Source organism: Dorea longicatena (assembly GCF_025150085.1).
Classification (GTDB): Bacteria; Bacillota; Clostridia; order Lachnospirales; family Lachnospiraceae; genus Dorea_A; species Dorea_A longicatena.
The window spans coordinates 15001-32660 of the sequence record NZ_CP102280.1 but is presented as its reverse complement, the minus strand read 5'-3'; the positions used below and the strand labels follow the sequence as shown (position 1 = coordinate 32660).

12 protein-coding genes, 7 tRNA genes, 1 rRNA gene and 1 pseudogene (1 of these 21 running past the window's edge) are annotated in these 17660 nt (G+C 43.6%); 3 read left to right on the top strand and 18 right to left on the bottom strand.

Annotated elements, in window-relative coordinates:
- Nucleotides 1–256: 256 nt before the first annotated feature.
- The 3 genes and pseudogenes from NQ508_RS00180 to NQ508_RS00170 all read right to left on the bottom strand — a co-directional run bounded on the left by NQ508_RS00180 (nt 257) and on the right by NQ508_RS00170 (nt 1459).
- Nucleotides 257–778, bottom strand: coding sequence for a Crp/Fnr family transcriptional regulator (locus tag NQ508_RS00180; protein ID WP_006427544.1), 522 nt, complete (start codon nt 776–778; stop codon nt 257–259).
- 109 nt (nt 779–887) lie between these two features.
- Nucleotides 888–974 (bottom strand): annotated as a pseudogene (locus NQ508_RS00175) (IS200/IS605 family transposase); the annotation flags it as partial.
- Between the two features lie 287 nt (nt 975–1261).
- Nucleotides 1262–1459, bottom strand: coding sequence for a hypothetical protein (locus NQ508_RS00170; protein ID WP_006427545.1), 198 nt, complete (start codon nt 1457–1459; stop codon nt 1262–1264).
- A 154-nt stretch (nt 1460–1613) separates the two neighbouring features.
- Here NQ508_RS00170 and NQ508_RS00165 point away from each other — a divergent pair, with 154 nt between their 5' ends.
- Nucleotides 1614–2471, top strand: a complete 858-nt coding sequence (locus tag NQ508_RS00165; RefSeq protein WP_006427546.1) for an AraC family transcriptional regulator — start codon at nt 1614–1616, stop codon at nt 2469–2471.
- A gap of 39 nt (nt 2472–2510) precedes the next feature.
- On the opposite strand, the gene NQ508_RS00160 is transcribed toward NQ508_RS00165, so the two are convergent.
- From NQ508_RS00160 to NQ508_RS00145, 4 genes are all read right to left on the bottom strand, one after another.
- Nucleotides 2511–2642 carry a hypothetical protein gene (locus NQ508_RS00160; protein ID WP_259828818.1) on the bottom strand — a complete coding sequence of 44 codons (132 nt, stop codon included), beginning with the start codon at nt 2640–2642 and terminating at the stop codon, nt 2511–2513.
- A 115-nt stretch (nt 2643–2757) separates the two neighbouring features.
- Nucleotides 2758–6102: an ATP-binding protein gene (locus tag NQ508_RS00155; protein ID WP_044920004.1), complete on the bottom strand. Its 3345-nt coding sequence runs from the start codon at nt 6100–6102 to the stop codon at nt 2758–2760.
- The gene (locus NQ508_RS00150; RefSeq protein ID WP_006427549.1) at nt 6053–6697 is read right to left on the bottom strand and encodes a DUF4194 domain-containing protein; all 645 of its coding nucleotides are present in this window, start codon (nt 6695–6697) and stop codon (nt 6053–6055) included. Before NQ508_RS00150 ends, NQ508_RS00155 begins: the two co-directional genes overlap by 50 nt.
- An 88-nt stretch (nt 6698–6785) precedes the next feature.
- A complete protein-coding gene (locus NQ508_RS00145; RefSeq protein WP_006427550.1) occupies nt 6786–8150 on the bottom strand; it encodes a Wadjet anti-phage system protein JetA family protein in 1365 nt (454 codons plus the stop codon).
- A 185-nt stretch (nt 8151–8335) separates the two neighbouring features.
- Between NQ508_RS00145 and NQ508_RS00140 the strand changes: the two genes are divergently transcribed.
- Nucleotides 8336–9073 carry a hypothetical protein gene (locus NQ508_RS00140; RefSeq protein WP_006427551.1) on the top strand — a complete coding sequence of 246 codons (738 nt, stop codon included), beginning with the start codon at nt 8336–8338 and terminating at the stop codon, nt 9071–9073.
- A gap of 36 nt (nt 9074–9109) precedes the next feature.
- Here the strand turns inward: NQ508_RS00140 and NQ508_RS00135 are convergent, their stop codons facing one another.
- The gene (locus tag NQ508_RS00135; RefSeq protein ID WP_006427552.1) at nt 9110–9637 is read right to left on the bottom strand and encodes a spore maturation protein; all 528 of its coding nucleotides are present in this window, start codon (nt 9635–9637) and stop codon (nt 9110–9112) included.
- 185 nt (nt 9638–9822) lie between these two features.
- On the opposite strand from NQ508_RS00135, the gene NQ508_RS00130 reads away from it, so the two are divergent.
- The gene (locus NQ508_RS00130) at nt 9823–10443 is read left to right on the top strand and encodes a nucleoside recognition protein (RefSeq protein ID WP_044920006.1); all 621 of its coding nucleotides are present in this window, start codon (nt 9823–9825) and stop codon (nt 10441–10443) included.
- A 49-nt stretch (nt 10444–10492) separates the two neighbouring features.
- Here NQ508_RS00130 and NQ508_RS00125 read toward each other — a convergent pair whose 3' ends face one another.
- The 10 genes from NQ508_RS00125 to NQ508_RS00080 form a co-directional block, all read right to left on the bottom strand.
- A complete protein-coding gene (locus tag NQ508_RS00125) occupies nt 10493–11650 on the bottom strand; it encodes an AI-2E family transporter (protein WP_006427554.1) in 1158 nt (385 codons plus the stop codon).
- Entirely contained in the window at nt 11641–14208 is a 2568-nt protein-coding gene (locus NQ508_RS00120) for a cation-translocating P-type ATPase (RefSeq protein WP_006427555.1), read from the bottom strand. The genes NQ508_RS00125 and NQ508_RS00120 overlap by 10 nt, the downstream gene beginning before the upstream one ends.
- A gap of 458 nt (nt 14209–14666) precedes the next feature.
- Nucleotides 14667–14739, bottom strand: a tRNA-Lys gene (locus NQ508_RS00115).
- A 21-nt stretch (nt 14740–14760) separates the two neighbouring features.
- Nucleotides 14761–14833 (bottom strand) — tRNA-Phe (locus tag NQ508_RS00110).
- 23 nt (nt 14834–14856) lie between these two features.
- Nucleotides 14857–14930, bottom strand: a tRNA-Met gene (locus NQ508_RS00105).
- Between the two features lie 26 nt (nt 14931–14956).
- Nucleotides 14957–15029: transfer RNA gene (locus tag NQ508_RS00100), tRNA-Thr, on the bottom strand.
- Between the two features lie 17 nt (nt 15030–15046).
- Nucleotides 15047–15128 (bottom strand) — tRNA-Tyr (locus NQ508_RS00095).
- Nucleotides 15129–15145: 17 nt separating this feature from the next.
- Nucleotides 15146–15218: transfer RNA gene (locus tag NQ508_RS00090), tRNA-Val, on the bottom strand.
- Between the two features lie 7 nt (nt 15219–15225).
- Nucleotides 15226–15299 (bottom strand) — tRNA-Asp (locus NQ508_RS00085).
- Between the two features lie 74 nt (nt 15300–15373).
- Nucleotides 15374–17660: ribosomal RNA gene (locus NQ508_RS00080) — 23S ribosomal RNA — on the bottom strand (it continues 606 nt past the right edge of the window).

The following is a 17660-nucleotide window of genomic DNA, read 5'->3' as shown; positions in this document are numbered from 1 at the left end:
CTGCCAAACTGTGAAGGCATTCGTATTGAAGTGCCTCCGATCCGGAAACGGCTGTTGAGGAATGATTTGTAATGCTTTTATAAATTAATGTCTTCTATAATTTTCAGGATAATATATACTTCCACCCAGCATTAAGATTCCTGGTACAATATAATTTATGTTTTTAATCAGATACTCCCGGATTCTGTCCTTTAAGCTTTTCTTTGTTGTATTCATATTATCACCTGTCAATGATATATTGACGTTCTTTCATAACTCACATTAACCAATAAGTCCCTTTCCCACATTTAGCAACAATTTTTTCATCCTCTAAATGATTGAGAATCCGATCTTTAAGAGAAGCACTAACCGACTCGCCATTTGCAGCGATTCCAAGTTTTGCAGCGAGAGTAGATGCGATTAAATTCATAAATTTAACATCCTGTTTTAGTACATTGCGATATTTTTTCAGAGATAATACCGCTACAGTTACCGGGCTAACTGCTTCTACAAAATAAATACATGGTGCCGGATTCATAAATTCCATATCTCCCAGAAGATGAATTCCTTCATTCATAGCAATAAAATATTTAGAACCATCGTCCCGTATATGATAAATATTTACCGTCCCTTCTATAACAATCTGCAACCTGTCATCTGAATTGCACGGTTGACACAGCAATTCCCCTTTTTCGTACTGATATATCTGAAATTCCAGATTCTGTGTATCAAACTCTTTCTCTAACTCTAACTTTTCAATTGCTCTTTCACATTTAACTTTGTCTTTAATCTGCTTCATATCTCTATCTCCTGTCTATCATATTATATGAAAATCAGATATGTAGTAAGACATATGTCTGGGTTGTAATTCGATTATTTTCGTAAAATATTTAATGTACTAATGAAAGGAAAGAGATCTTCCTTCTATATTTCGGTGCAAAAACTATGTGATACTTACAATTCCACGTTGTATGTGATAAACTATTATTGTCCATCTTGGACGACCTCCTTTGATTAATAATATGGTTGGCGAACCTTTTATTATTATATCATTGGAGGTTTTCTACACAACGCTAAAGCTCTTTCAACCACCCGCATAGCAGGTGGTTTATTTGTTTCCTAAAGTTTCGTTTTGGGGAACATCCCAAAACTCCACAATAGAAAACAGGGCCTTGCCCTAAAAAAATAATGGACTACCTCCAGTTTATAACTGGTGCAGTCCATCATTTATCATTTCTTATTTACCTGATGTCTTACCCTTAATAGTCATTCTTATTCCTTCTTATCTGTTAGCAGATGCAACACGTCTTGCATCTCTCATGATCTGTCCTGCTGCATAACCATTTCCAGACATCACTGCAGAAGCCACCGCAAAATACTCTGCATTATCCAGGACATATTTTTTGAAACGCTCCACTAAACTAGCCTTTTTCTCTGTGTTATTCATTACCATTGTATTCTTAATTGCTACTGTACTCATATTGACCTCTCCTTTTTTACTATCTATATATTTATTTTCTTTGTTTTCCGTTTACATCTTGCATTTTAGCCTTGTTTTCAATTTCAAACCAGTGCTATAATTATCTTATTTTAAAACGATATTGACATTTACTATTCATATAAAGGAGGATATTATGGCAAAAGCATATCACGAAGCACTCCATCCACTTGGCAATCTTGGAATACAGGTATCTATGGCAGCACTTGAAAACACACATATTCCGGCCCACTGGCATGAGGCTATGGAGATTTTATTCTGTCTGAATGGTTCTGTCCGTATTCATATCGAGCACGAACATCTTACCCTTCAGCGCAATCAACTGATTGTTTTTGATTCAAAAGAAGTTCATTCTATTCATTCTGATTCTAAGCTATATATGTTCTTATGTATCCATGTTGATAAAAAGCAGCTTTCTGTTTACTGTCCGGATTTGGAACTATATCACATCAAATGCCGCCCGGTTTCTCTGGATGATTCAAAATCCACCCCGTATATTCACCTCTGTCAGCTTGCACACGATCTGACACGAACCAATGTCGAAAATAAAAACACCAGCGCCATGCGTTCAGACGGCACGGCATTGCTGATGCTTGCTGATTTGATTCGTTATTTTTCCGTATATTCCCTGCCGGGAACGACTACTGGAACAGGTCAGTCTAATGATATTCTGCGAAAGATCATCTCTTATGTGAATGAACATTATACAGAAAAGCTCTCATTGGAAGAAGTAGCTAATCAGGTAGGATTCAGCCGAGAATATTTCTGCCGTTTTTTCAAGCAGCATATGGGTATCACATTTCTTCGTTACTTGAATGAGGTGCGTATTTCTCATGCTGGACGTATTCTGATGAATACAGACAAGTCCATTTCTGAGGTAATGCAGGAGAGTGGTTTCACTAACCAGACGATTTTTAACCGTCTTTTCAAAGAGATTTACGGAATGACACCTCGTCAGGCACGCAATAGCTATGCAGAAAATACCTATTCATAACATCCAGATATAACGCAAACTCTGATATAGCATGTAGCTCTACCGTCTTCTGCTTTTCGCTGGATAATAACTGCTTCCACCTATCATCAAGATTCCCGGCACGATATATTTTTCATTTTTTATAAGATAATCCCACACCCTGTCTTTCAGACTTTTCTTTATTGTATTCATATTATCACCTGTCAGTGGTAAACTGACATCCTTTCGTAAGCACATCTTCTTTTTCCAGTCACATATCACCACTCTTCATCGATTCTTACAATATTTACATCACAAACATTCGACTTTATTCCTCCGCCAACTCCCCAAACTCCGTCTTCTCAAATTCCTGAATGGAAATATGTCTCTTATTCGGGTTCGCATACACGAAAGTCTTATCTACATTCTCCAGATAGTTCTGGATCTTATCGTTCGTCGCACTGATGATCGCCTGGAAGCCAAGTCCGCGGATCAGCGAGATACAGCTTGCCACCTTCTCGGCATCCATCTTGGAGAACGCCTCGTCCAACACAACCAGACGCAGTGTCGGTGACCGGTGCATCTTCGGCGACAGATTGATCTTATAAAGCTGCGCAAAGCTTGCCAGAAGTGCCACGTACAGCGGGTTCTGTCCCTCTCCGCCGGAGTTCTTCTTGATCATCTTACTCAGTCCGATCGTCATCTCCTTATCGCCATGTACGATCTGCTGCATATCGAATGACAGATAGGTTCGGTAATCCGCATACTTATCCATGTTGCGTTTCGCCTCATCCATCTCGTCCTTCGTCGCATTCTCCGGCGGGATGAAGATGTTGATCAGCTCGTTCATCATCTCCCCATACTGGTTCTCATGCTCCATCGTGAACATATCAAGCTGGTTGTCCATCGTATCATCTAAGTCAGACGGACGGATCTGCAGGGAATCATCCATGAACATCTTATAATATTTTCCATCTGCACCCTTGTTCTTCGTGATCACGAACTGATACTTATCCTTACCGAAGTCCAGTTTGCTGATGATCCGGTTCAGCTCATCCCTTCTCTGATAAGCCTCCAGGATTGCACTCCGGATCTTGAAGATGAAGTCATCTTTGAAATGCTCCACAGCCGCTTTCGCCTGTGTCTTCGCCGACTCCCTGTAAGTCTCCAGATGATCGCAGGACAGTGAATTCAGAAGCTTCTCATACGGCACGTTGTCCCGGATAGAAGTTGAGAATGTACGGTTCGGATATTCTCTGATATAACTGCTTCTCTCTTCCACCAGCTTCCGGTAAGCGTCTTCCTCTTCTTCCCTGAGCGTATATACCCGCGAAACCATCTGACGTCTCAGATACTCATAATTCTCGGATTTTCTGCTCGCCAGATATTCCTGGAACTCCTTCTCGTAACGCTTATCTGCTACTTTTCTCTTCACGTCCTTCATCTGTTCTTCCGATTCGAGAACTTCTGCATTCAGACGTTCGATTTCTTTCTTGTTCTCCCAGATTGTTTCCTGCACCTTGGATACGGATTCTTTCTTCGCATCCTGTGCCGCCTGCACTTCTTTCTTCTTGCCTTCCCATGCAGCAACGGATTCATCCTTTAACTTCTGCATCTGTTCCAGAAGCTGAGCCTTTTTCTTTTCTTTGGAAATGATTGCCTTGCTGTCAGCCAGCCATCCGAGATAATCCTCTGCCGGCTGCTTCAACATCTCCATCTGCATTGCCTGGCGGATCTCTTCTAACAGCTCCTGTACCGGCATTCTCTCGCCATTTAACTTCTCACATTTTTCTTCCAGCTTGCGGATTCTCTGGCGCATACTCGTCTCACCGATGTAGGCTCTTCTGGTGTAATTCTCCGGACTCATGTGCTGCAGTTTGTAGCTCTGGTACAGCATACAATCCGGTGTCACACCGATCCTGCACTCACGCAGTTCATCCAGTGATTCGCATTTCTTTACATTTCCAAGGAAGAAATTAATGTATTCCTGCACATACGCTTCTTTCGCTTTTACTACTTCTGCCAGCGCGCCCGGCTGTACCTGATGCTTATCCTTCGTAAGCTTCTCCGTATCCAGGACTGCTGCCCGGAAGAAACGTTTTGTATCCATCTCCTGGTAAATGTCCATCGCAGCCCTGGCATACTTTGGTTCCACGATCAGCTGCAATTTATTATTTCCAAGATAACCCTCCACTGCATTGTGCCATCTCTCGTCCTTCACATCCAGAAGATCCGCAAGAATATGCACATTCACGAACTTGCCGCAGCGCTCATGCAGGCGGTTACGCAGTTCGAATCTCGCCTCTTCCAGCTCTCTCGGATAAGCCTTCTTTCCCTGCTTCAGTTCTTTTAATTCTGCTCTTGCCTCTTTCTCTTCTTTCTTGATCCGGCGAAGGTCTGCATCCGCTTCCTGTCTCTGGTCTTCCAGTTCCTCCTGCAGATCTTTTAAGCCTTCCTGCAGGCGCACAAGCTCTTCTTCGGAAATGCTTCCGTCTGCGAATTTTTCGATATCCCAGATCACCTGATTTGGCGTAATGTCTTTCTCCGTCCATGCCTTCAGATGCTCTGCAGTCTGCTCCCAGCGGACTTTTCCGTTATTCAGACGCTCCAGCGTCTCATTTAATGTATCCAGATCTGATTCCAGCCTTGCATACCCACTGTCTGCGATCCGCAGAATGATCTCTTCATACTCTTTCTGCAGGTCCTTTTCTTCCTGCTCCAGCACCTGTTGCTGCTTCTTCAGATCTTCGATGGCTTCCTGCCTTACCTTGATCCGGTCTCTAGCTTCCTGACTCTTCACCTCATGGTTCATAATCTCCAGACGGTCGATCTGATAAGAGCACACTTTCTCCTCATCGGATTTTTCTGCATACTGCTCATATTTTCCGCAGATCAGCTTCAGTCTTCTGATCTCCTCCATCGTCTCCTCGATCTTACTGCGCATGCGTCCATACTGCATGATACTTTCCTGCAGATCCTCAATATGGATATCCTGCTCCATACAGATATATTCCTTTACGAAATCTTCCAGTTTGATATTCATACGGAACGAGATCGCACGTTTGAATAGCTTTGGAAATTTTTCCATGTCCAGACCGCCAAGATAGATATCGTATAGCTGTCTCCGGAATCTTTCATTGCTCGGACCGCAGTAGAACTGTTCCGGCGTAAAGGAACGCTGCAGGTACTCACGCATTTCCGCAGTGGTAAGGCACCGGCCTTCCGAACGGTAATGATTCGGAAGTAATTCTCCCGTATGCCAGAAGAACAGGCGGCTTACGTCATTATTCGACGTATCCACGTCAAACACAACACCGACACACTGTTTATCTCTGGTATTCGTCTGTGTCAGCTCCAGCACGATCGTACTGGAAAAATTACGATTTCTTAAATACTGTGATTCATTATTTTCACTGATATTCACCATACCTCTTAAGTACTCGATCAGTGTACGGTCCGAATCATCTGCTGCCGCCTTGTTGAAGAATCCACGGCCGTCCGTATTAGCATACAGCACGATCTGGATCGCATCCAGAACCGTCGATTTACCGCTTCCGGAATGTCCGGTGAAGAAGTTGATTCCTTCATTGAGCGTCAGTATCTTTTTATCTATGTAATGCCAGTTATTCAGGCATATCTTCGAGAGTGCTTTGAATGGCTGCTTCGTCTCCAATTTGATCCTCCTCACTGAATGTCGCTAATAATTCCCTGATGTCGTCTCCTAAAAGTACCGTATGGATACAAGGGTAGATGACCAGGCGGGTCGACTCGTTTAATTCTTCCAGAACATCAAGCGGCTCGATGATCTGATACTTCTTCAGAAGTGCGATCGTCCGTCTCATTTCCGTAATTGACGGAAGACTCTTCAATACATGAAATTCTCCCGCTTTTCCGTTTACTGCACCAAGTGTTGTCACCACATGGCTGCTCGACGATGCAGTCTGCATCTGCTCGTCATAGATAAGCTTCAGCACCAGTAAATAGATCGTCGCCAGACGCGGCAGCTTCTCACCCCATAACTGCTCTCCCTGGATATAGATCACACCCATATGTACATTTTCCCGCAGTATGATCCCAGCCACCTCAAAATATGCTTTAAAAAATTCCAGATGCTTCGTACAGGTACGGTATTCTTTTGTATACTGCATCCTTCCCGCACGTTTATCAAATTTTCTTTCCAGGAGAAATGTCTGACGGTACAGTGTCTGGATGACCTCTGTGACCTCTTCTTTTTCTTCCTGGGTTAGCTGTTCGTAGTAATCTATCATTATTCTTAGAACTCCTTTTATCAGAACTTCTTTATATTATTGTTCATCACTTTTCTTTCTGTTTTGCATTACAAATTATTACACACTATTACGCCCGTCTCTTCACGAATCTTAATGCCGGATACCGGTATCCGTCCTTTTCCACCATCTCCGGTTCTTCTTCCAGCACCATATATCTGCTGTTCTTACGCGTACTGTAATCATAAGCAAGAATCAGTTTTTCAAATTCTTCCTCGTCAGCAATATTAATCTTCGACGCATCCATCACTTCATCTTCCATATTATTCTCGATGAATTCTTCAATCTGCTTCTTGCTGAACCGCATCTGGATCCGGTTCAGTCTTAAGATATCATCCTTATCCAGATCTCCCGTCGTCTCATCCGGAAGAAGCTGGCTGATGAAGTCTTTTCTGGATTTTCTTCTCTTATATAAAGATTTCTCCGACAGAATTTCCAGCAGCGACAGATTCATGCGCTTTCCGGTCTCTGTGATGATCTCTTCCATCTGATCCGGATCTTCCGACATTTTATTCAGAAGCTGGACCACCAGACCTTTCGTATCAGTCTCACCGCTTAACAGATAATTCATCCTCGTTACCGTCGCACGGACGTACTTCGTATGTTCCTTATCCATATTAGCGATTCTGTGCTCAATATCATCAAATCCCCGCTCGATTAGATCCAGCAGATCCAGTACATCATCCTGATTATCTCCAAGCATCTTCGACCGCACCTGTACCTTCATGATAAATGCCTCATCATCCCGGATCTCTCTCAGACATTTCTTAATATCCATCTTATAAATGTAAAAGTTATCCGACGTCTTCAGAATATGATACTTCTTCCACACGATCTCTTCCACATAGCTGTCCAGATGCTCTCTTAAAATCCCGCTGTACGAATCCTGCTGTAAAAGTTTTGCAAAAAACTTGTTCATGTTATGAAGCATGTCCTGCAGTGCCTTATTCAGCCGCCTCGTATTCACCAGTGCCGTCCTCAAAAGCCCGATACTCGCCCTCGGATCATTGCGAAATGCATACAGCGTCGCATACACATTCTGGATATAAATATCCGTCTCCGACGCATCTTCCGAATTCAGCTTTTCAAATGCATCGATCATCACCGCCGCATAATCCGGAATGACAATATTCGTCACCAGTGTATTATAATCCTCGATACGCTTCAGCCATCCTGACCGCAGAAGCCAGTTTAATATCCTTGATGACGGCGTCTCCAGCATATCAAAATCCGTATCATTTTCCTCCCGCTGTAACTCAAACCGTTTCTTCGCATTCATATCACTTAAGATCTGGATGCACACCTCTTTCGTCAGGAAATAGTTATTATATTCGTATTCTTCATTAATACATAAAAGTGCTTCAATATAAATATCCCGGTTGACCGAACGGAACAGACTCCAGAACGTATCCGGGATTTCATTCATTAACTGCATCTTGTTTTCCTCCAAATGATTCCTTACAATTTTAACATTTTTAAGGGCTTTTTTCTACTGCAAGTTATTTTCCGCCGTTTTATACACTCTTTATTTGTTTTTTATCTTCATAGCTGATATGATAAGATAATAAAGATAAAATAAAAGACAACATACAATATAAGAATGAATACGGAGGTAAAATCATGTCCGAAAATATAGAAAAAGCAGTACCGACAGAAGAATCACCTAAGACTAAGAAATCTGAAACTAGCGCACCTGCTGCCACTGACAACGTTGTGCTTTATCCCGTTGCTGATATATCTGCTGCGCAGGAAACTACAGACACTGAAACGGCTGCTTCTAAGGAAATTACCGACCCCCAGAACACAGATAATCAAACAACTATCGACAGCAAAACTACCGACGGTAAAGCTGCCGATAACGCAGACAAATTCAGTGACACCCGGAATACAAAAGAATTTTCGAAAAAAGATGCGGAAGAAGACGAAGACCTGGAAGAAGACTTTTACGAACAACAGGAAAAATCCCGCTCCAAAGATGAACATCCGTTCCGTGAGTTCTTCTCTAATTTCCGTTCCAAACGCAAGATTGAGATGAACCGCGATGAGCAGATCCTTTCCCGCATCAGCGATGAAGATCTGATGGAATATCTCCGTATGGAACAGAAACGTATGGAACTCCTTCAGCAGGCGAAAGAAGTCCGCGAAAAAAGATTCTGGACCACATTCCAGCTCTTTATCTGTCTGTTATCCGTTATCCTTGTTATTTATTTTCTGAAGGATAACCCGGTAATATTAGTCACGATCCTTTACACGGTCGGAATTCTCACTGCTCTCCGCATATGGAGCAAATCCCAGAACAGAAAAGACCACAGAGACAAAAAAGATTCCTCAGATTATCATAAGAAACCCTGGGAATAATTACATTTTCCCGTGACATTTTACCACATCACACGATCATGTCATCATACCCGCCAGCACTACGCTGGCAGTCACACCAGCCAGAGTTGCAAGCAGCGCACCCGTCAATGTATAGCGCGTCTTCGTGACTCTGGCTGTCATATAATATACACTCATGGTATAAAAGATCGTCTCTGTACACGACATACTGATCGATGCAATCCGTCCGATATACGAATCTGTTCCATATTCTTTAAAAATGTCCAGCAAAAGTCCCGTCGCCGCCGATGAGGAGAACATCTTTACCACTGTAAGCGGAACCAGCTCTCCCGGAAAACCGATTCTGTCCGTAAATCTCCCGATTCCATTTGCAATCAGTTCAAGGAAGCCGGACGCTCTCAATATCCCCACCGCCACCATTAATCCGACAAGTGTCGGCATAATCTTGATTACTGTCAGAAACCCCTTCTTTGCACCTTTAATAAACGTATCGTATACCGGAACTTTCATTAACAGTCCATAACCTACAATCCCGAAGATTACCAGCGGGACTATGAAATCTGTAAGATATAACAATATTTGCATATTAACATTCCTTCTTTAAATTATCCTCTTACAGTTTATTCTATTGGCTTGTCATATATTAATATATAACTGAGATTGGTGCAATTTCCGGCAGCCCCTTACAAACGCATGGCGATTTATACCGTCATATTTTCCACACTGTTTGCATATTATACTTCAGATATCCACATACAGGAGTCTCACTTATGCTCAACTACCTCTGGTCTTTTATGATTCTTACAGGCATCGTATACGCCGCATTCACAGGCCGGATGCCCGATATTACCAATGCAGCACTTGATTCATCCAAAGAAGCCATCTCACTTTGTATTACCATGATCGGTGTCATGTCTTTTTGGGTAGGACTGATGGAAATTGCTTCCAAAGCCGGAACTATCCCGGCCGCTTCCAGAAAGATCCGTCCGGTCATTCGTTTCCTTTTTCCAAATCTTCCCGCCGGTCACCCCGCCGAAGAACCGATTACCACCAATATGATCGCCAATATCTTAGGTCTTGGCTGGGCCGCCACTCCTGCCGGATTAAAAGCAATGGAAGAATTATCGAAATTAGAAGAACAGCGCCGCAAACATCTGGCTCCCGGTATCTCCCGCCCTGCCGGAACAGCAAGTAATGAAATGTGTACATTCCTGATCATCAACATTTCATCTCTTCAGCTTATTCCGATCAATGTTATTGCTTATCGGAGTCAGTATGGAAGCGTTAATCCTGCTTCTATTATCGGAGCCGGTATTGTATCAACCCTGATCAGTACCGCCATTGCTGTCATCTACTGTAAATTGAAAGAACGATCACGTTTTCAAAACTGATATCCTCTTCATCCACAATAAATGATCACATTCACAAAGTTATCCCCATTTATAAAATATCCTGTGGATAAATATTCTTTTGTCGTAATTTAATGTAGACAACTTCACGGAACAGTGCATATACCACCGACATCAACGGAATAAATATCAGCATTCCGACAATTCCCATCAGACTTCCGCCAACACTCACTGCTGCCAGCACCCAGATTGACGGAAGTCCAACCGAATTTCCCACTACATGTGGATAAATCAGATTCCCCTCAATCTGCTGAAGTACCAGAAACAACACAATGAACATCAACGCCTTAAACGGACTCACCATAAAAATCAGAAACGCCCCGACCGCACATCCGATAAATGCTCCAAAAACCGGTACCAATGCCGTAAATGCAATCACAATTCCGGTCAACAGTGCATATGGCAGTCTAAACAGTGTCATCGTGATTACAAACATTGCTCCAAGGATCAAAGCCTCCACGCACTGTCCCGTCAAAAAACCAGAAAATGTCTTATACGTCAGAGCCAGCACTTCCAATACAGCTTCTGCTCTCCCCTTCCTGACAAACGCAAATAATACTTTTTTCGCCTGTATTCGCAGTTTCTCTTTCTGCAGCAAAATATAAACTGCGAATACAAATGCAATAAAAAACGTTCCCACTGCACCAATAATATTTTTTGCCGTATTAATGGTAGTCTCCAGCACACTTCCCGCTCCGTTTTTCAGAAAGCCTGCCGCCGCTTCCATAATTTTATTCCAGTCAAATTCCAGGTTGTTCACGACATTCATAATTTCTTTATTATTATGAAACCAGTGATCTGCCCACCCCTGCACCTGCGGGATAAACTCCTGAATACTCTTTCCCAGATTGGCAAATGTTCCTGCCAATTGCGGAAGCAGCCCGAATATTATCATTGCCAGAATTCCGGTTACACCGGCAATTACAAGCATCAGACTGATTCCCCTGGCATATTTTCTTTTATATTTTTCAGAAATTTTTCTCTCTGTAAATAATTTCCGTTCTACAAAGTTCATCGGTACACTTAAGGCAAATGCAATCGCACCGCCAAGCAAAAACGGATATACTATATTTAATACAAATTGAAACGCACTTATCACAACATCAAATTTCCACAGACAGACAATCAGTACTGCCGTAAATATGATCAATCCCCTGATCTGCTTCACTGTCTCTTGTTTTAATTCCATTTTGTCTTTCCCTTCAAATACTTCAATCCCTGAATCACAGGAAGATTCAGAAATGCAAGACCATATACTGTCATCAGTTGCGTCATATTTAACGTAACAACCTTAAACATGGCATGTAATCCCGGAATTGTAAGAACACCCGTGATCAGAACAGTACCTAAGACAAATGCTCCGATCAGATATTTATTATTAAAGAATCTCTTTGAGAATATTACCGGCTTATCGTCTTTGCAGTTAAATCCATGTACCAGACGGCTCATACACAACGTTCCAAACGCCATCGTACTTGCCAGAACTGCATCCTGTCCTCTGTATCCAATCAAGAATGCTGCCATTGTCATAATCCCGATGCACAGACCTTCGGTTCCGATATTCACCAGATATGCTTTCGTAAGTATTGACTCATTCACAGGTCTCGGTTTCTGATCCATAACCGCTTTAGAATGCGGTTCCATACCCAGCGCAATTGCCGGCAGGCTGTCTGTCAAAAGATTAATAAACAACAGATGTACCGGGGCAAAAGGCACCGGTAATCCGGCCGTTGCTGCATACAGTACCGCAAGAATTGCTCCGAAATTTCCGGATAATAGAAATTGAATTGCATTTTTAATATGCTGATACAGATTTCTTCCATTTTCCACTGCCTTCACGATCGTTGCAAAATTATCATCTGTCAGAACCATCGCCGCCGCATCCTTTGCAACTTCGCTTCCGGTCACACCCATTGCAACACCGATATCCGCCTGTTTTAAAGCCGGCGCATCATTCACACCATCTCCTGTCATTGCCACAATATTTTCCTTTTCCTGCCACGCACGGACAATCCTGATCTTGTGCTCCGGAGAGACTCTTGCGTAGACCGAGATTCCCTCTACAAAGTCTTTTAAATCTTCATCTGACATATTTTCAATATCAGCACCTTCACAGGCTTCTGACTCATCCTTTAATATTCCAATCCTCTTTGCAATTGCCGCAGCCGTGACTTTATGATCTCCCGTAATCATAATCGGCCGGATTCCGGCATTCAGGCACTCTGCTACCGCAACCTGCGACTCTTCTCTCGGCGGATCCATCATTGCGATCATTCCGATAAATATCAGATGCTCTTCATCCTCTGTACCGATTTCTTTTTCCTCTTCCAGATGTTTATATGCAAATGCAAGAACTCTTAACCCTTCTCTGGAAAACTGCATATTCTGCATGGAAATATTCTTACAGTCAGAATCTGTCATCCTTCTTACAGTATTTCCAACTCTGATTCTGTCCATACGATCCAGTAATACATCTACAGCACCTTTTACGATCATTATATGATCAGCCGTTAACATCTTATCATCCTGAATCCTATGAGCTGTCGACATCAATTTCCGCTCACTGTCAAATGGAACCTCAGACAATCTCGGATATCGTTCCCTTACCTGCATAATCTCGATTCCCAGATTACTTCCGAGATTAATAAGTGCCGTTTCCGTAGGATCACCAATCTCCTGTCCGTCTGTATTCGTTGAATCATTACACAGGATACTGAATCTCAAAAGCAGTTTTTCATTTTCATTTTTCAGATTAATTTTTCCGGCCGGTATTCTCTTTTCATTTACATAATAATCCTCTACTGTCATCTTATTCTGCGTCAGTGTCCCCGTTTTATCCGAACAGACAATCGATACACTGCCAAGACCTTCTACCGCCTGCAGTTTTCGTATAATTGCATGTTCTTTTGCCATCTTCTGTGTTCCAAAAGATAATACAATCGTCACAATCGAACTAAGAGCTTCCGGTATCGCTGCAACTGCCAGCGCAACAGCAAACATAAACGCTGAACCAATAGATTCTCCCTGAAATACATTTACCCCAAATATTATGCCTGAAAATACCAGAATTAATATCGACAATTTTTTTCCGAAGTCATCAAGATTCACCTGCAGTGGTGTGCGCTTTTCTGATGTATTCTTCATAAGATCTGCAATCTTTCCTACTTCTGTATTCATGCCGATTGCAGTCACTTCGTATCTTCCTCTTCCATACGTAACAAAACTTCCGGAGAATACTTTGTTCGTCTGATCGCCAAGTGCTGTTCCGACTGCGACTTCATCCAGATTCTTTTCAACTGCTATGCTTTCTCCCGTCAGTGCACTTTCATCTACCTTCAGACTTGCACATTCTATAAGTTTTCCATCTGCAGGTATACAATCCCCTGCCTCCAGTATTACTTCATCGCCAATCGTCACCTCTCTCGACGGAATCTGAATAATATTTCCATCTCTTGCTACTTTCGCTTCCGGAGCAGATAACTGTTTTAAACTGTTAAGCGATTGTTCTGCCTTTACGGTCTGCACCGTTCCAAGTATTGCATTCATCGTAATTACTACAAAAATAACAATCGCACTTTCTGCATCTCCTAAGATACCGGAAATCACTGCAGATATGATCAATATGATAACAAGAAAATCTTTAAACTGTTCCAGAAATATCTGCATGGTACTTTTCTTTTTCCCTTCTACCAGTTCATTGAAACCATATTTTTCCTGATTCTCCCTTGCTTGTTTTGTTGTCAGCATATTTGTTCTCCTTTCTTTCTTTGGCCAATAACCCTTTTTAATTTTTGATATATCGAAAGTATACCTAGAATCTGCCACCGTCAACTTGTATTACATGCTTTTGCTTTGGTATAAAAAAAGAGACTTTTATTGCATAAAAACTATGCAATAAAAGTCTCATCATTTCATTACGATACGGATAGCTCTTTTGCCATCGTACTGACGTCATCGTAAACATCTATATCTTCCATTCTTATATCTCTTTTATGAAATATATAGATGCCGATTACTCCCTCTTATTAATTATAATATAATCACTTCAATAAAATATGTCAATATATTTCAATAACAAAGTATGCAAGAAAAGCTACCGGTTGCCAAAGCATCCGTAATGAGCTGCCAGTGGCAGGTCATGTAGGTGGCAAGTTCTTTAAATAAAAAAAGAAGTAGTACTTATATACTACTTCACTCTCATTCCATGAGCGTGCGGGGATTCGAACCCCGGACAACTTGATTAAAAGTCAAGTGCTCTACCACCTGAGCTACACGCCCTTATTCCTTTCGCAAGGAAAATGCCCAGAACCGGAATCGAACCAGTGACACGAGGATTTTCAATCCTCTGCTCTACCGACTGAGCTATCTGGGCATACACACAATATTTTGTGCGAGTTGCGGGGGCAGGATTTGAACCTACGACCTTCGGGTTATGAGCCCGACGAGCTTCCAGACTGCTCCACCCCGCGATATTAAATTAAGTCTTGTGACTTAAAGCCGATGATCGGACTCGAACCGATAACCTGCTGATTACAAATCAGCTGCTCTGCCAATTGAGCCACATCGGCGAGTGCCTTACGGCTAATGGATGGAGGTGGATTCGAACCACCGAAGCAATTTGCAGCAGATTTACAGTCTGTCCCCTTTGGCCACTCGGGAATCCATCCATATTCTTTTTATTTGATGGGACCAATAGGGCTCGAACCTATGACCCTCTGCTTGTAAGGCAGATGCTCTCCCAGCTGAGCTATGATCCCATACAAACGACCCAGAAGAGACTCGAACTCTCGACCTCCGCCGTGACAGGGCGGCGCTCTAACCAACTGAGCCACTGGGCCATCTTTTGTTGTACCTATGTACCTTCAAAACTGCATACAAGAAATATTTTCTTTCATCCTACCTATCACCTTGCTTGGTCATGCCCTCGACCGATTAGTATCAGTCAGCTCCATACATTACTGTACTTCCACCTCTGACCTATCTACCTCGTCGTCTTCAAGGGGTCTTACTACTTACGTAGGGATATCTCATCTTGAGGGGGGCTTCACGCTTAGATGCCTTCAGCGTTTATCCCGTCCCGGCTTGGCTACTCTGCCATGCATTTGGTATGCAACAGATACACCAGCGGCCAGTCCATCCCGGTCCTCTCGTACTAAGGACAGCTCCTCTCAAATATCCTACGCCCACGCCGGATAGGGACCGAACTGTCTCACGACGTTCTGAACCCAGCTCGCGTACCGCTTTAATGGGCGAACAGCCCAACCCTTGGGACCTACTTCAGCCCCAGGATGCGATGAGCCGACATCGAGGTGCCAAACCACTCCGTCGATGTGAACTCTTGGGAGTGATAAGCCTGTTATCCCCAGGGTAGCTTTTATCCGTTGAGCGATGGCAATCCCACTTTATACCACCGGATCACTAAGTCCTACTTTCGTACCTGCTCCACCCGTCGGTGTCGCAGTCAAGCTCCCTTCTGCCTTTGCACTCTTCGAATGGTTTCCGTCCATTCTGAGGGAACCTTTGAGCGCCTCCGATACCCTTTCGGAGGCGACCGCCCCAGTCAAACTCCCCACCTGACATTGTCCCCCGACCAGTTCATGGTCGCTGGTTAGAAATCCAATACTGCAAGGGTGGTATCCCAACAGCGGCTCCGTGACAACTGGCGTTATCACTTCCTAGCCTCCCACCTATCCTGTACATGCAATACCGAATCCCAGTATCAAGCTGGAGTAAAGCTCCATGGGGTCTTTCCGTCCTGGCGCAGGTAACCAGCATCTTCACTGGTATTTCAATTTCACCGGGTGCATTGTTGAGACAGTGCCCAAATCATTACGCCTTTCGTGCGGGTCGGAACTTACCCGACAAGGAATTTCGCTACCTTAGGACCGTTATAGTTACGGCCGCCGTTTACTGGGGCTTAAATTCAAAGCTTCGCGTTACCGCTAACCTCTCCTCTTAACCTTCCAGCACCGGGCAGGCGTCAGCCCATATACTTCACCTTACGGTTTTGCATAGACCTGTGTTTTTGCTAAACAGTTGCTTGGGCCAATTCTCTGCGGCCAGCTCTCGCTGGCACTCCTTCTCCCGAAGTTACGGAGTCATTTTGCCGAGTTCCTTAACAATGCTTCTCCCGTCGGCCTTAGGATTCTCTCCTCATCCACCTGTGTCGGTTTACGGTACGGGCTTAAGTAAAACAATAGCGGCTTTTCTTGACGCATGGCTCACACACTTCCCTACTCTTAATTCGGTCCGCATCACGTCTTCGGATTGTACAGCGGATTTGCCTACTGTACTCCTACCCCGCTTGCACCGGCTTTTCCATTTCCGGCTTGTGCTCTCCACACGTGTCCCCACAGTTCTGTTTACTTAAGGTACAGGAATTTCAACCTGTTGTCCATCGGTTACGTCTTTCGACCTGGCCTTAGGCCCCGACTTACCCAGAGCAGATCAGCTTTACTCTGGAAACCTTAGATATTCGGCCGGAAGGATTCTCACCTTCCTCTCGCTACTCATTCCGGCATTCTCTCTTCTATACAGTCCACAGCTCCTTATCGGTACTGCTTCGTCCCGTATACAATGCTCCTCTACCAATGTACTAGGTACATTCCTGAGCTTCGGCAGTGTGTTTCAGCCCCGGACATTTTCGGCGCAGGACCTCTCGACTAGTGAGCTATTACGCACTCTTTGAATGTATGGCTGCTTCTAAGCCAACATCCTAGTTGTCTTTGAAATCCCACATCCTTTTCCACTTAACACACATTTTGGGGCCTTAGCTGCAGGTCTGGGCTCTTTCCCTTTTGACTGTCCAACTTATCTCGTACAGTCTGACTCCCATACAACATCTACACGGCATTCGGAGTTTGATATTCTTCGGTAAGCTTTGACGCCCCCTAGGAAATTCAGTGCTCTACCTCCGCAAGACTTATATGAGGCTAGCCCTAAAGCTATTTCGAGGAGAACCAGCTATCTCCGGGTTCGATTGGAATTTCTCCCCTATCCACACCTCATCCCCACCCTTTTCAACGGATGTGGGTTCGGTCCTCCATTGCCTTTTACGGCAACTTCAACCTGGACATGGATAGATCACCCGGTTTCGGGTCTGCTCCGACTGACTCATTCGCCCTATTAAGACTTGGTTTCCCTTCGGCTCCACACCTTTGGTGCTTAACCTCGCCAGCCAGCGCAACTCGCCGGACCGT

Coding starts and splice junctions, on each gene's coding strand:
- NQ508_RS00180 (WP_006427544.1), bottom strand. CDS start 778: ATGAAGCAGATTAAAGACAAAGTTAAATGTGAAAGAGCAATTGAAAAG.
- NQ508_RS00170 (WP_006427545.1), bottom strand. CDS start 1,459: ATGAGTACAGTAGCAATTAAGAATACAATGGTAATGAATAACACAGAG.
- NQ508_RS00165 (WP_006427546.1), top strand. CDS start 1,614: ATGGCAAAAGCATATCACGAAGCACTCCATCCACTTGGCAATCTTGGA.
- NQ508_RS00160 (WP_259828818.1), bottom strand. CDS start 2,642: ATGAATACAATAAAGAAAAGTCTGAAAGACAGGGTGTGGGATTATCTT.
- NQ508_RS00150 (WP_006427549.1), bottom strand. CDS start 6,697: ATGATAGATTACTACGAACAGCTAACCCAGGAAGAAAAAGAAGAGGTC.
- NQ508_RS00145 (WP_006427550.1), bottom strand. CDS start 8,150: ATGCAGTTAATGAATGAAATCCCGGATACGTTCTGGAGTCTGTTCCGT.
- NQ508_RS00140 (WP_006427551.1), top strand. CDS start 8,336: ATGTCCGAAAATATAGAAAAAGCAGTACCGACAGAAGAATCACCTAAG.
- NQ508_RS00135 (WP_006427552.1), bottom strand. CDS start 9,637: ATGCAAATATTGTTATATCTTACAGATTTCATAGTCCCGCTGGTAATC.
- NQ508_RS00130 (WP_044920006.1), top strand. CDS start 9,823: ATGCTCAACTACCTCTGGTCTTTTATGATTCTTACAGGCATCGTATAC.
- NQ508_RS00125 (WP_006427554.1), bottom strand. CDS start 11,650: ATGGAATTAAAACAAGAGACAGTGAAGCAGATCAGGGGATTGATCATA.
- NQ508_RS00120 (WP_006427555.1), bottom strand. CDS start 14,208: ATGCTGACAACAAAACAAGCAAGGGAGAATCAGGAAAAATATGGTTTC.